This is a genomic window from Pseudomonas sp. A-RE-22, assembly GCF_019956035.1.
Taxonomy (GTDB): domain Bacteria; phylum Pseudomonadota; class Gammaproteobacteria; order Pseudomonadales; family Pseudomonadaceae; genus Aquipseudomonas; species Aquipseudomonas brassicacearum.
Map to the genome: position 1 here is coordinate 21,415 of NZ_JAHBCZ010000040.1, position 12,484 is coordinate 33,898.

17 protein-coding genes and 4 pseudogenes are annotated in these 12,484 nt (G+C 52.3%); 10 read left to right on the forward strand and 11 right to left on the reverse strand.

From position 1 onward, the window contains the following. Positions 1-111: 111 nt before the first annotated feature. Positions 112-504, reverse strand: a complete 393-nt coding sequence (locus tag KGA89_RS19630; protein WP_223472326.1) for a transcriptional regulator — start codon at positions 502-504, stop codon at positions 112-114. A 312-nt stretch (positions 505-816) separates the two neighbouring features. Here KGA89_RS19630 and KGA89_RS19635 point away from each other — a divergent pair, with 312 nt between their 5' ends. Then, positions 817-1,548, forward strand: coding sequence for a DUF899 domain-containing protein (locus tag KGA89_RS19635; protein ID WP_223472327.1), 732 nt, complete (start codon positions 817-819; stop codon positions 1,546-1,548). Between the two features lie 192 nt (positions 1,549-1,740). Here the strand turns inward: KGA89_RS19635 and KGA89_RS19640 are convergent, their stop codons facing one another. Together KGA89_RS19640 and KGA89_RS19645 are read right to left on the reverse strand one after the other, a co-directional pair. After that, on the reverse strand, positions 1,741-1,998 hold the full coding sequence (locus KGA89_RS19640) for a BrnA antitoxin family protein (RefSeq protein WP_053186480.1): 258 nt from the start codon (positions 1,996-1,998) through the stop codon (positions 1,741-1,743). Further along, a pseudogene (locus tag KGA89_RS19645) lies at positions 1,976-2,253 on the reverse strand (BrnT family toxin). Before KGA89_RS19645 ends, KGA89_RS19640 begins: the two are co-directional and overlap by 23 nt. Positions 2,254-2,842: 589 nt before the next feature. On the opposite strand from KGA89_RS19645, the gene KGA89_RS19650 reads away from it, so the two are divergent. Next, the gene (locus KGA89_RS19650) at positions 2,843-3,115 is read left to right on the forward strand and encodes a hypothetical protein (RefSeq protein WP_223472328.1); all 273 of its coding nucleotides are present in this window, start codon (positions 2,843-2,845) and stop codon (positions 3,113-3,115) included. A gap of 52 nt (positions 3,116-3,167) precedes the next feature. Beyond that, a pseudogene (locus KGA89_RS19655) lies at positions 3,168-3,359 on the forward strand (addiction module antidote protein); the annotation flags it as partial. 21 nt (positions 3,360-3,380) lie between these two features. Here the strand turns inward: KGA89_RS19655 and KGA89_RS19660 are convergent. After that, positions 3,381-3,788: a hypothetical protein gene (locus KGA89_RS19660; protein WP_223472329.1), complete on the reverse strand. Its 408-nt coding sequence runs from the start codon at positions 3,786-3,788 to the stop codon at positions 3,381-3,383. A 258-nt stretch (positions 3,789-4,046) separates the two neighbouring features. Here KGA89_RS19660 and KGA89_RS30855 point away from each other — a divergent pair. The 6 genes and pseudogenes from KGA89_RS30855 to KGA89_RS19680 all read left to right on the forward strand — a co-directional run. Next, positions 4,047-4,217 (forward strand): annotated as a pseudogene (locus KGA89_RS30855) (DUF6862 domain-containing protein); the annotation flags it as partial. 12 nt (positions 4,218-4,229) lie between these two features. Then, positions 4,230-4,355 (forward strand): hypothetical protein, encoded by a 126-nt coding sequence (locus tag KGA89_RS30530; RefSeq protein WP_263292854.1) that lies wholly within the window; start codon positions 4,230-4,232, stop codon positions 4,353-4,355. A gap of 445 nt (positions 4,356-4,800) precedes the next feature. Beyond that, entirely contained in the window at positions 4,801-5,169 is a 369-nt protein-coding gene (locus tag KGA89_RS19665; RefSeq protein WP_223472330.1) for a hypothetical protein, read from the forward strand. Further along, positions 5,115-5,468, forward strand: coding sequence for a ribonuclease domain-containing protein (locus KGA89_RS30860; protein WP_411740649.1), 354 nt, complete (start codon positions 5,115-5,117; stop codon positions 5,466-5,468). Before KGA89_RS19665 ends, KGA89_RS30860 begins: the two co-directional genes overlap by 55 nt. Positions 5,469-5,470: 2 nt before the next feature. Beyond that, complete coding sequence (locus KGA89_RS19675) at positions 5,471-5,860, forward strand: barstar family protein (RefSeq protein ID WP_223472331.1); 390 nt, start codon at positions 5,471-5,473, stop codon at positions 5,858-5,860. Positions 5,861-6,109: 249 nt separating this feature from the next. Next, complete coding sequence (locus tag KGA89_RS19680) at positions 6,110-7,495, forward strand: IS4 family transposase (RefSeq protein ID WP_223472332.1); 1,386 nt, start codon at positions 6,110-6,112, stop codon at positions 7,493-7,495. A 93-nt stretch (positions 7,496-7,588) separates the two neighbouring features. Here the strand turns inward: KGA89_RS19680 and KGA89_RS19685 are convergent, their stop codons facing one another. The 7 genes and pseudogenes from KGA89_RS19685 to KGA89_RS19715 form a co-directional block, all read right to left on the reverse strand. Further along, positions 7,589-8,143, reverse strand: a complete 555-nt coding sequence (locus KGA89_RS19685) for a hypothetical protein (protein WP_223472333.1) — start codon at positions 8,141-8,143, stop codon at positions 7,589-7,591. A gap of 106 nt (positions 8,144-8,249) precedes the next feature. Next, the gene (locus KGA89_RS19690) at positions 8,250-8,699 is read right to left on the reverse strand and encodes a hypothetical protein (protein ID WP_223472334.1); all 450 of its coding nucleotides are present in this window, start codon (positions 8,697-8,699) and stop codon (positions 8,250-8,252) included. A 43-nt stretch (positions 8,700-8,742) separates the two neighbouring features. Then, positions 8,743-8,992, reverse strand: a pseudogene (locus KGA89_RS19695) (transposase); the annotation flags it as partial. A gap of 105 nt (positions 8,993-9,097) precedes the next feature. After that, positions 9,098-9,694 (reverse strand): imm11 family protein, encoded by a 597-nt coding sequence (locus KGA89_RS19700; RefSeq protein ID WP_223472335.1) that lies wholly within the window; start codon positions 9,692-9,694, stop codon positions 9,098-9,100. 1 nt (position 9,695) lies between these two features. Continuing rightward, entirely contained in the window at positions 9,696-10,181 is a 486-nt protein-coding gene (locus tag KGA89_RS19705) for an AHH domain-containing protein (protein WP_317851100.1), read from the reverse strand. A gap of 103 nt (positions 10,182-10,284) precedes the next feature. Then, on the reverse strand, positions 10,285-10,959 hold the full coding sequence (locus tag KGA89_RS19710; protein ID WP_317846394.1) for a hypothetical protein: 675 nt from the start codon (positions 10,957-10,959) through the stop codon (positions 10,285-10,287). 308 nt (positions 10,960-11,267) lie between these two features. Continuing rightward, entirely contained in the window at positions 11,268-11,657 is a 390-nt protein-coding gene (locus KGA89_RS19715; protein WP_223472337.1) for a hypothetical protein, read from the reverse strand. A 330-nt stretch (positions 11,658-11,987) separates the two neighbouring features. Here KGA89_RS19715 and KGA89_RS19720 point away from each other — a divergent pair, with 330 nt between their 5' ends. Next, the gene (locus KGA89_RS19720; RefSeq protein WP_223472338.1) at positions 11,988-12,311 is read left to right on the forward strand and encodes an addiction module antidote protein; all 324 of its coding nucleotides are present in this window, start codon (positions 11,988-11,990) and stop codon (positions 12,309-12,311) included. Positions 12,312-12,484 lie beyond the last annotated feature (173 nt).

The following is a 12,484-nucleotide window of genomic DNA, read 5'->3' on the forward strand; positions in this document are numbered from 1 at the left end:
CAATGTGGGAGCGAGCTTGCTCGCGATAGCGGTTGAACAGGCAACACACCTGTTGAATGTCAGACCGCTATCGCGAGCAAGCTCGCTCCCACAGGGTTCAGTGCAGGCCTGTCAGGCAATCTGCGCCTTAGAAGCCAACTCATCAAACGTAAACTCATCCAGCGCATCCTCCTGCTCATCCAGCACCTGGCGCGGATGATCATTGCCCGGGATGCTGCTGTCGATCAGGCTCAACAACCGCGAGCCACGCGGCGTCAGCACAAAATTCTCGCCATTGCCGCCCTCTTCCTCCGGCCGCGGCTCGATATAGCCACGCTCCAGCAGCAACTTCTCGTACTCCCCGGCAACCGCTTTCAGATGATCGAGGTTATCGATCGCCTCGCCTTCAGCCCCTTTCGCCGCCGCGTATTCCTCCGCGTAAGCCCGAGGAGCAAAGCTGTGACCGGCGCCGTTCTGCACTTCGTGCAACAACCGTTCGATCAAGTCCCAGTTATAAGTCGTCATCCTGGTCCATCCTCCAAAGAGTGAGATGCCTACCTAGGTTGTGACCGAGGCGTCGCGCCGCCGTTCAGCCGGGTTTACCGGCGCAACGCTGCTCACCTAAGGCTTGCCCGATTCATTGTGGCGAGGGGATTTATCCCCGTTGGGCTGCGAAGCAGCCCTGAACCCAGCCGCGCGGTGTGCCGGGGAATCGCGTTCAAGCTTCTTGTGGGCCATTTCACAAACCGACCGGCGGCCTGTCGAATTCATCCAGCGCCAGACGACCACTTACAGAAAGTGCCGACTCAGCGGCTCTGCCACGCAGGAGAAATCACCATGAACGTAGAGAATCATCCAGTCGTCTCGCGGGAAGAATGGCTCGCCGCCCGCCGCCAACACCTGGCCCACGAAAAAGCCTTCACCCGCGAACGAGACAAACTCAGCGCCGAACGCCGCGCCCTGCCCTGGGTAAAAATCGAAAAACCCTACCGCTTCCAAGGCCCCCACGGCGAACTGAGCCTGGCCGACCTGTTCGGCGGCCGCAGCCAACTGATCATCTACCACTTCATGTTCGCCGAAGGCTGGAAAGAAGGCTGCCCAGGGTGCTCATTCCTGTCCGACCACATCGACGGCGCCAACCAACACCTGGCCCACCACGACGTCGCCATCGTGGCCGCCTCCCACGCGCCCTTCGCCGAATTCCAACCCTTCAAGCGCCGCATGGGCTGGGCCTTCGATTGGGTCTCATCCGAAGGCTGCGACTTCAACTACGACTTCGGCGTCAGCTTCAAAGCCGAAGACACCGCCACCGGAAAAGCCACCTACAACTACGAAACAACCGACACCACCGAAGGCGAACTCCCCGGCCTGAGCGTCTTCTATCGCGACGAAGCCGGCGACATCTTCCACACCTACTCCACCTACGCCCGCGGCCTCGACATCCTGATCGGCACCTACAACTACCTCGACCTGACGCCCAAGGGCCGCAACGAAGACGAAATCATGGACTGGGTGCGGCACCACGATAAATACGAAGAGGCCAAGCCCCATAGTTGCTGCCACAGCTGATACGTCAGGCCGTCCAGTCGAGCGACGTGGCGAGGAGCTTGCTCCCGCTCGACTGCGTAGCGGTCGCCTGTTTTGCCTTAACCACAGCGCTACGCGATAGCGTTTGATGTAATCGGAGAGCTGCGGGCACACGTAACAGAATTAATGACAACGGGCGGCTTCTCAGCCGCCCGCTTCATAGTATTAATTTGCTCATCGCCGATGGCCCTGCTGGGCCTGCATGTATTGGCGAAGAAGCTGATTGATGCGTGTCTGATAGCCCGCGCCCTGCCCCTTGAACCACTCAACCACATCGGCATCAAGGCGAATAGTCACCGCCTGCTTTACCGGCACACGCAGCTCGGCGCGACGGAAGAAGTCCTCATCCAATTCGGGGATATCGCTGGTATCAATGTCCGCATCATCCAACTTGGCCAAGCGCTCCCAGTCAGTTTTCGATGTTTTCGACATAACGTATGGCCTCCTGCTTAGTGGCTTTTCGGGCGGAGATGATGCGAATCACATCGTCCCGCCGTTCGGTATACACGACCACGCCAATCAACGTTTTGATCAATCCGATAGTGATCCAACGCTCTCCCCGTAAGCCATTCGGTCATCGTGGAAGACCAGCATCGGATGCTGGAAAATGCCCGGCACGTCGTTGAAGTCGATGCCGTGCTTAAGAATGTTGGCCCGGTTCTTGGCTTCGTCCCATTCAAATAGCATGGGACCTTCTGTACTTACTTACGTACATACACACTACTTTCCTCTGCAGAAATACACAGCCCCGGTAGCTCGCTGAGATGCCCATCGGATCACTAGCGACGTTGGAAACAGCTCAGAAGGCGCAACCGTGTTCGACGCATGACGCCTCTTTCCCGATGATTACTGTCGTAACCGTCCATCTGAAATCAGACGCATCCTGTAAAAAAGTACGAAAGGTCCTGCACAGAGGTGGAAACCTCCTGCGAAATGGACAGATATGATGGCAAACAGGTCGTAGTAGGAAACGAGGGACTGACTTCGCATCACGGTGAATACGAAGGAGGAAAGCCCCACGGTTGCTGATACGACTAAGCACAATCCTCAAATCGAGCACCGCCCCGTGGCGAGGGAGCTTGCTCCCGCTCGACTGCGCAGCAGTCGCTTGCTTTAAGCCGACAAATACCAGGCCAAACGTCCTACATGAAGCTCGGAAAGCGGTGTCTTGTGGCATTGGAGCAGGCCTACCTATAGTCCCTCGTCGCCCAAAAAAGGCGACCGGGTTTGGCGACCCGATCTACAGAGAGACTCATCAACTTTCGAGGCTCTGCTTATGACCAGATACATGCCCATCACCGGAATCGACTGCACCCCGGCCACCCTGCACATCGACACCGAAGCTCCGCTCGATGTCCTCTTCGAAACCGCCGATTACCGCATCCGCGCTGTGACCCAACTGCTGGAAAATATCGCGTTCCGCTCGGATATCAGCTCCGATACGCTGGTGCTTTCGGACTTTTGCAAGATGCTGACGATAGCGTTGCGCGACGGGTGTGACGTAATGGATGTGATTGGAAGGCGGTTGCGGGCGCAGGCAGCGGAGTAATGAAAACGGGCGACCTTTGGGTCGCCGTTCTCACATGCGTGGAGAGCAAAAAATGATTGAGACCTTCACAGAATTTGATCCCGCAGAATACCTCAGCACTCCAGAGGCCATTTCGGAGTTCATGAGTGATGCCCTGGAAACCGGCGATGCAAGTTATATCGCCAAAGCGATGGGAACAGTCGAACGTGCCAAGGGGATGATCGAACCGAGGTGGGACACCTGCGTGTCCCGCGAACAGCGGTACTAATCCTTCAGGAAGGAACGTTTACGGCACCGCATAGCTCTCGTAATCCAAGGCGATCCTGTCGTCTTTCGAATAGCTGACATACACCACCACCGCATCGCTGCTAGCCACCAAGGCGTAGGGCCATTTACCGTTAGCCCTCCTCATCTGCTCGTACAATTCCAAAAAGTAATTTTTGGTCTGGCCCCGTGGGTCATAGGGCAATTGCACCTGGAAAATCGGATAGTGCCCGCCATTGCACAGCTGCACCCGTTCCAGCTTGATGTCATTTTTCTCCAAGACTGTGCGAGTTGGATGTTGCCAGGTAGAAAGGTCGACATCGCGACAGTCGCTGGCCGTGCCGCTGTAAAGCTCGGTGTTCTCCAGGGCGGGAAGTGCCGAAGCCAGGCAAGGGAAAAGCAACAACATCAGGGGAAGAAAACGCGGCACGGCAGCGCTCCGAAAGGGACGGGAGCGCGATTTTAAAGCCTTTTTCCAAGCAAATGAGCAAAAGGGTAACCGGGAGAGTTTTACGCCTACGACTCATTGGGGCTGTGTCCTTGATTCGTTGGAGTCTGTTCGCAGTTATCACCGTAGACCAGGACCAGCCATTTTCAGTTTTTCTCTTTCAGGTCAATTGGTTAGCGGCTAAGTAAGTGCCATTCAAATCTGTCCCCTTTTTTACAGAACGCGACCACCTTCAACTACCTGTTTCATGCGGACCTAGTCGAAAAAGAACAGAAACTGAGCACTTGCACATCAGAAACCGAGTGCCAGGCCGTCAGGGATTATTACAACAAACTTGACACTGTTCGGAACCAAGAGTTTGCACAGGTCTGCCGAGAGGACCCAACGAGGTGCGCGAGCGTTACGCAGCGGTTGGTGGATGAAATGCCCGCCAATCAGAAATTGCTGGATGAGGTCAGACTCTCCGGCAATATGGGGCGTTCGTTAGCCCTGTTGTTCTTTACGCAGAATAACCAACAAGCCATTAACATCAGCATTGTAGATAAGTGACGGTCTGAAAATGGCGAGGTGATGGGGCTGCTGGCGGACGCTGCTTTGGATGCGCTGTTTCCGGGGGCGGATCTGTTCTCGTCGACTGCTGGGGGGAAGGGTGGTAAACCGGGGTTAAGGTTGGGGTTGTAGGGGATGGTGCAAAAGGCATTAATAAGATTTTTGAACCCGGTCGAACGCCAAAAGCTAGCGAGTTGAAGCTATATGCGGAAGCTCAAGGTTGGAAGCCTGTTCAGACTGATGGTGGCCCTCTCAAATATCTTGACGCGAATGGCATTCCTCGTGTGACAATCAAACAAGGCAGTTCGCGGGCGCCAGGAAGTGCTGATCCACATGTTGAGTTTAAAAGCGCGACAGGTCAAAGAACAGACGCCTTTGGTAATCCGGTAACAAGAAAAAGTCCGGATAATCACACGTCAATTGACTTTGATTTGTGAGGATAAATATGAATTATTATGAAATCCCCTCGCTTTCAAATATCTATCTCGAAGATAGCTATGTTTTATCTGTTTGTGAGAGGGAGGGCTCTCTAGTCTTTGAGTTAGAAGCAGTTCTTACTGAAAATCATCCAAAATATAAAAAGCCACAAGAAGGAGAGAAACATTGCTATAGAAAGATTTTTTTGCGCTTTCTAAATGTAGATTCTTTCGAATGGCTTGATAGGAGGTTTATGGCATATGCAGATGCTTCGGGCGAGTTCGATTATGGGAATATAGACAGTTTTGTTGGTTGTGATGGTGGCTATGAACTGACCGGAGACTGGGGTCGAGTAGCTATCAAGGGGAAAGCTGTAGATATAATTGTCGAAGATTAGTTGGTCCAAAAGGGGCTAGGAATCTTCCCCTCAAGGATGCTGATCGTATAGCTGAGGTAAATAAGACCCTTGATCGTATCGAAACTGGCGGTCCTTTTCCCTATAAGCAAGATGGAACCATTTTCAGGAACAAAGAAGGTAAGCTTCCAGAGGGAGATTACCGTGAGTATACCGTTGATACACCAGGCGCTAATAATCGCGCCAAACGTCGTGTAGTTCAAGATGCGAACTCCGGCAGGACGTACTACGCAGAAGATCATTACGAAAATTTCATCCAGGTTGATCCGATCAGGAGGTAGTCATGACGAGTATGAGCTACTTGAAAAAAGTCTCGGCAGTTTCGATCCACTTTGTCCGCGCTGAGGAATTTAAGAATGCGTTAGACACTCTAGGGGGCCTGGTAGCTACAGGCTCAATAGCGAATGTAAGGTCAGATAAGGATTTGTTTGCAGTTGTCGCGTCGGCAATGCAATTTCCGGATTATTTTGGTAATAACTGGGACGCTCTTGACGAGTGTCTGGTTGATATGGATTGGTTCCCTGCTGACAGTTATTGTCTCGTTCTGCGCGAAGCAGTTAAAGGATGGTCTCAGGCCCCATATGCGTTGGGGTGTTTTGCAACAGCCTGGCTGGAAGCTGCTGAATACTGGGCGAAAAGCGGAACGCCATTCCATTTGGTGTTTGTTATGTAAGAGGTGCAGGAGGGAACTGGGGACAGACCCTGAGGAATTCCCGAATTTTCTTACAGGAAATCAAGAAGTTGGAATATTGAAGAGACCTGTGGGAAGTACCTACACAGGCTCAGGGAAAAGGGGACAGATTTGAATGGCACTTACTTAACGGCTAACTAGCTGATACGGCTGCAAGAAATGAAAAAAGGCTGGCCTTGGTCTACGGTGATAGTTGCGAACACACACCGATCAAGCAAGGACACAGCCCGAGTGAATCGTAGACGCCAAATCGTCCGACATCAACAGCACCGTATGCGCCAGCACGCCACGAACAGCAATGCCCATGCTTTCTTCAAGCTGCTCACCGATCCAGAGCTATTGCGGGGTATCGAGTCGTCGATACCCAAGCATCGCCAGCGATTATTCCCCCCGACCGAAACACTGTCCCTGTTTTTGTCCCAGGCGATGAGCGCCGATCGCTCCTGTCAGAATGCCGTGAATGATTTTTCTATCAAACGCTCCTGCGAGGGTTTGAAACCCAACAGTATTCATACCGGTGCTTACTGCAAAGCCAGAGCGCGGTTGCCGGTGGAGATGGTTTCAACCTTGTTGCGCTCCACGGGGTCATCGATGAGCAACCGGGCTCCGTCATCATGGCGTTGGAGGGGGCGACCTGTGCGTCTCGTGGATGGCACTACGATCACCCTGCCGGATACGCCGGCCAACCAAGAGGCCTATCCGCAATCTCGTGGGCAGAAAGCCGGACTGGGCTTTCCCATCTGCCGGTTGGTGGGAATTGTTTGCCTCGCCAGCGGTGCTGTTTTGGATGCCTCGTTGGGACGTTTTCGCGGTAAAGGAGGTGATGAGCAGACGCTGCTCAGGACCATGCTCGATACCTTGGAACGAGGTGACATTGTGCTGGGCGATGCCTACTACGCAACCTACTTTTTGTTGTGTGAATTGCAACATCGAGGCGTGGACGGGGTGTTCGAACAATACGGCGCTCGACGGCGTAGCACGGACTTTCAATTGGGAAAGTCCTTGGGGTCGGAAGATCATTTGGTTGAGTTGAAAAAGCCCAAGGCAAAGCCGTCCTGGATGAGCCAGGCCTATTACGACGAGGCACCTGAAACGCTGACAGTACGTGAGTTGAAGGCCGGAGGGAAAATCCTGGTCACTACTTTGAATTGTCCACAGCAGGTGCCCAAAGCTGCCCTCAAATCACTGTTCAAAGACCGATGGCATGTGGAGCTGGATCTGCGCAACCTCAAGACTACGCTGGGGCTTGAAGCACTGAGCTGCAAGACGCCGGGTATGGCCGTCAAGGAGTTGTGGATCTACTTGCTGGCGCACAACCTGATACGGATGCTCATGGCGCAATCAGCTCTGTTGGTCGACTGCCTGCCTCGTGAACTGAGCTTCAAACATAGCCTTCGGCTGTGCCTTGCGTTGAGGCAGTACGGGGTTCAAGGGCAAGAAGATCAGATGCTGAATCTGCTTGAGCTGATTAGCCAGAAACGTGTCGGAAAGCGTCCCGGCAGGATTGAGCCGCGCGCCATAAAGCGAAGGCCCAAGCCTTACCCCATGCTGATGAAAACACGTCGATCAGCAAGGGCAGAGGTCAAGAAGAATGGACACCCGAAGAAGGTTAAGTAAGTGCCATTCAAATCTGTCCCCTTTTCCGTCCCCCTTTTCCTGTCCCCTTTTCCCTGAGAGCTTGTCCTCGTTATCACTGCATCCTCGTTCTGTTCACTTTGGAATAACCACTGGGATGATTATCGGCGAGGGCCCTGTGGGTGGGCTGATCATGCCATCGCTTTTTACCACGGGCACGCCTTTTCGCTTGATCGCATCAAACAGCTCCTTGGTGGCTGCCGAGTCGATGTAGCCGCCCTCATCAATAGATGCACTCAGCGCTAATTGACGCCGTTCTTCCGTCATCTGGAGCTGACTGGTCCGAAAAATCGTATACAGGGAAATGTTTTTAAGCGCCGAAATATCCACATGAGCGATCTCCACATATTTCAACGCTTTGGCGTCCCAACCCTGAACGTACAGATCATTACCGGTCAACGCGTAGGTGCAGAAATAGTAGGTGCCAGTGTTCGAGCCGGGGGTGGAAACGATCAGAGAGCAACGACCATGTTGCAGGATAGGGCCGGTCAGTTCTGGATAATCCTTGACGAGCTGCGAGGGGAATTGTGGCCGGTCATAGTAGATGGTGGCCTTGTCGTAGGGGGTTGTGTTGCAGGCTGACAAGAGTAACGTCGTGGACAGAAGGAGAGACAGGTTGAAACAGCGCATTGATTAACCCCTGTAAATAAATAAAAATCTGCTCAGACGTAAAGCAATTGAAATCATTAAATGACACATTGAGTCATGAACCCATCAACACCACACTTTTGATTACTCATACAAATACCATCACCCGATCGTCCTCAAAACTGTACAAGCCTTGCAAAACCCCAGACACACTGATTAATTCAAAAATACTTTCCGATGAGAATGAGATAGGAAAATCTGAACGAAGTGATTGCAACTGGAGGGAATAACTCTCCCAAACCGGCTCACATATTCCACTCCAGAAATTAATGCATTGGTCCACGCCAACAAACATAACAGGTTGAAGATGACCAATATCCGAACTATTACCCCAGTATATATACCCTACATATCGATCACCGCGATGAGTTTCAAACCAAGCTCTGACAATGATTTGAAATCCAACATCAACAATCTCCCTAGAGCATACAGGACGCACTGTTAGCTCGTCCTCGACAGTTTCATCCATAGGAAAATACCAAACACCATATCCTTCGATATCCCGCGCTGTCAAATCGTATATCTGCTTATCAAGCATAAACAACCTACCTAATTAAGTCCTTAATAGGTTCAAACAGCACACGTGGTGCCAGAGCCTTCATCAACTGCCCCAGCCCAGCGACCGATATCCCACCACCAGCGCCAAATGAATATGAGTGGCATCAGACAATAGGCATAGACCCTTACGCCAAATGCATCCTTAAGTTCACGCAGGTCCGTGAGGTAGCGTTGATAATCCTCGGCGACGGCAAACACCACCTGACGGTTATGACCGCGTTGTACGATATGGTGTGGGTAATTCGGTAAAACAATACGTCCCATCCTGGGCATGTTTGATTCCTCCTCCGTGGAAGCTTTCAACGTAGCAAAGAATCAAAAAATAAACCCGTCCACTTTTCCTATTTTTGTACCATTGTGACCTACACTTTACTTCCTTTATGCAACAGTAACCTTATCGCCACTCACCGACTCAAATACCGCCCCCACCACTCCTACAGCCTCAAATCGACGTTTCACTTCTTCGCTCACTACAACTGCACCCAAATATTTTTTAATCCTAAAAATATGGAAAGCCCCCACTTTTGACTCATCTATCGCCAAATTATAAAACGCGCGGTATTGACCTGCCATGTCCGGCCGTACAGGATCATCAACTGAAAATTTTGTAAAACTTGAAGACTCTTCATCTACACAATCTATTTGTGTCTCTATGATCATTAGAAAATAATTTTGGGAAACCTGTTTCCCCTCAATATCAACAGGCTCAAAGACTACATTTTGATAAGGTTGATCGACTTCAGACAAACCTATGAGTGAATTTCGAGCTCTCTCACTCAGGACTGGAACACTCGCGTAGCCCGCTAGAGAATAGTCAATTTCAACGCCGTCGAATCTGACATCAAGCGTATATCTGCCAGGCTCCATGAAGTTAACTGGGGGATCACTAAAATTCCAATTATCCACATGCCTCACATCGCCGAGAACCCACTTTTCGGAGACAGAAAGATCCTGACGCAGTAAATAATATTTCATATCAATTCCTAGTAAGCCACTTATTAATTTCACTGCCCACGATCACTGCTTCCTTCTTAATTCCATCCAACGTCTTTGTAACAGCCGCTTTATAGGCTGGTGTTCCAGGTGCTAAGCCTTTAGTAGCCTGTTCCAGGCTCCCATATACATACTGGTGATACTCTATGGGATGCGGCCCTCTATGCCCTGGCACCGCGACTAAATTTTCAGTTGCGCGATTGATGTTAAGATCCGCCCCATCAAAGAAGCGCTGATACTCTTTTGTCCAGGCTATCTGCCCATTCGCACCAGAAGTACATTTTATCAGTACAGATATGATGTATCGGAATTGACTCGTAGTTAACCGGCGCACTAACGTTAATCCTTCCCCCGTCCAACGTGACGTACCCCCCACTGTTATCTCGGTACACGGGCTTACCATCGGCAGTATAACGCCCAGTTGAGTTGTACAAACCACCTCGGGGTCCCTCGACGGTGGCAGTGCCATCTGCGTTTCGAGTCAGGCGATATTCACTCGGTACATTAAACTCAGGTGAAGGTAAAGCCAGCGGCCTCGTGGGCGATATTTCTCCTGTAGCTTTTGTACCTATTCAACTCTTCAATGCTGGCAAAGACAGCACTTCATCGTACTGTGGCCAGTCTTCCCTTGCGCGCTTTAGCACACCTTGCATCAACTCGTCCAACTCAGGCACTGGTTGCTCGGACGGCAATTGGTCAAAGGGCGCGGCCAGCAGCGGATGATCAATCTTCTGCGGATTGGCTAAACCTTCCCACTGGCGCAGGCGCAGGATATAGAGAATTTCCACCGGCACGCGCTCCAAGTGCCAGTCCTGATTGAAGTCGTAGGAATTCTTCTGGCTCTCTTTGCCGGTTTGCCAAGTGTGGCGGTCACACGCGACCAACAGGCAGGGCATCAGGTCGTCGGGGCTGGGAGTGCGCCACTTGGCCAACAAGGCTTCGTAGATGGGTTCGTCGTAAGCATAAGCAGGCCATTGATGCGAGACATCGCCCACCCAATCGGCAAACACACGCAGCATAAAGGCTTGGACGCGGCGGTGTTGCTCTTCGTACTCAATCACTAATTGATGCCCACGGTTGAGAGCCGCATGGGTGAGATAGCCCTGATGGATGACAGCATCCTTCCAGCCTAGGATCGCCATGGCGGCCATCATATTGGTGGCGGTTTGGATGCTGTAGTTTTGGCGGCGTCGATCATTGCCTGCCGCTTTGGCAATAATGTCGAACTGGCCCGCCCAGAAGAACAACTGCCAAATTCCTACTTGGTAGTAGCGCAGCCAATGGGCCAATTCCAGAAGCCATTGCGGGTTATCTGGTGCGGTTGCCATTACCTTGTGGGCTCGTGTGACGGCCATCCATTCGGAGCTACTACGCGTAACGTTGTCACTATTCGGTACAGGCATTGATGGCTTCGCAAATGCATCGCCGCGCTCAACATATTCACGGATGCCATTAAACTCGTAGTCATCTGAGACGTATGGCCCCTTGGCTATGCGCCCCAGTACACTTTTGTAGGAGGGCCATTTCGGGTTTACGCCCGAGCGCTCGCACTGAATTACTTCTTGGTCCATGGTTCCACCTTAAATTCTGCTACACCTGTTTTACTGGGGGCGGGAACACCGACTTTGACTGTTACACCTTGAACCTTGGCTTTTCCTGAATCCAACGCCGCTTGCAAAGCATCGCGTAAAGCAGGATCAGAGTCGGCAATTGATCTATTACCCAGCCACCCCTCCAACCGCGTCCTCGGGTCGCCATGCGGCGTACCGGCCTTACTCACACCATTCACCGAAGACTTCGCATCCATCACCACCACGGTAATCGTATCGCCATTGATCGCCACCGCGCAGCCATCGCAGCCGTGGTTGCTACTGTTTTGCAGAGGTTTGAAATTGAGGCCGGTTTTCTCGTTAAGGGTTTGCAGGGCCAGTTGCTCGCCCAACACCCCATCATTTACAAGCGAACCGGTCTTCCAATTGGGAAGGTGCGACAGCGGGATACTTTCAAATGTCTGCCCAAACAGGTCTTCAACCGAACTGAGCTTGGGGGGGCTTATTGCATCAGGGATAACCTGGCCCGTCCCTTTTGTACCAACAGTATCACCCGACGCGATTTTCGTTGTCTACACGTGCAACGCCAGACGTGGCGCGGCCTGCGCGCCGGTCGGCCCAGCTGATTCACGCTCACTGAATAAAACCACCCCGACGCGGGTTTTGAATCCGTTTCAACACACTCAATGCGCTATTTTAAATTTCTGTCACACGAGCCATTTCCCATGCCCGAGCTACTTATGCCATACGATCCAGCGCACGCCATGACCGACCCGCAAGCGGTGGCCATCTTTCTCACGGATGCGCTTCAGACGGGTGATGCAGGTTATGTCGGCAAGGTATTAGGCATGGCGGCACACGCCAAGGGCATGGGTGTAATCGCCGAAGCGACGGGGTTTACACACGATCAGTTGGAAGGGTTTTTCAGCGCCGGTGACACCCTGCGCTTGGACGCGCTGCTGGTGATCGTGCATGCGCTGGGCGTGAAGTTGACCGTTTGCCCTATCGATTCTGATGAGCCTGCACGCAGTGGCGAAGCACCTGGTTGATGCCCCTGACGATGCGGTGGCTTAGCCGCCGTGTCGGCAGGGGCCAACAAGCGCAGCGCGTTAGGCTTTGCATCTAAAGGGGTATCGGGGCGTAGCCCTGATCAGGGTTTTGGGGAGACCGACTGCGTGCAGGCGGTGGCCACAAAACATTTCCTGTCCGAAAGAAGACTCAG

Bases quoted from the DNA above. Each gene is read 5' to 3' on its own strand.
- KGA89_RS19630 (WP_223472326.1), bottom strand. From the start codon at position 504: ATGACGACTTATAACTGGGACTTGATCGAACGGTTGTTGCACGAAGTG.
- KGA89_RS19635 (WP_223472327.1), top strand. From the start codon at position 817: ATGAACGTAGAGAATCATCCAGTCGTCTCGCGGGAAGAATGGCTCGCC.
- KGA89_RS19640 (WP_053186480.1), bottom strand. From the start codon at position 1,998: ATGTCGAAAACATCGAAAACTGACTGGGAGCGCTTGGCCAAGTTGGAT.
- KGA89_RS19650 (WP_223472328.1), top strand. From the start codon at position 2,843: ATGACCAGATACATGCCCATCACCGGAATCGACTGCACCCCGGCCACC.
- KGA89_RS30530 (WP_263292854.1), top strand. From the start codon at position 4,230: ATGCCCGCCAATCAGAAATTGCTGGATGAGGTCAGACTCTCCGGCAAT.
- KGA89_RS19665 (WP_223472330.1), top strand. From the start codon at position 4,801: ATGAATTATTATGAAATCCCCTCGCTTTCAAATATCTATCTCGAAGAT.
- KGA89_RS19675 (WP_223472331.1), top strand. From the start codon at position 5,471: ATGACGAGTATGAGCTACTTGAAAAAAGTCTCGGCAGTTTCGATCCAC.
- KGA89_RS19685 (WP_223472333.1), bottom strand. From the start codon at position 8,143: ATGCGCTGTTTCAACCTGTCTCTCCTTCTGTCCACGACGTTACTCTTG.
- KGA89_RS19690 (WP_223472334.1), bottom strand. From the start codon at position 8,699: ATGCTTGATAAGCAGATATACGATTTGACAGCGCGGGATATCGAAGGA.
- KGA89_RS19700 (WP_223472335.1), bottom strand. From the start codon at position 9,694: ATGAAATATTATTTACTGCGTCAGGATCTTTCTGTCTCCGAAAAGTGG.
- KGA89_RS19705 (WP_317851100.1), bottom strand. From the start codon at position 10,181: ATGGCACTGCCACCGTCGAGGGACCCCGAGGTGGTTTGTACAACTCAA.
- KGA89_RS19720 (WP_223472338.1), top strand. From the start codon at position 11,988: ATGCCCGAGCTACTTATGCCATACGATCCAGCGCACGCCATGACCGAC.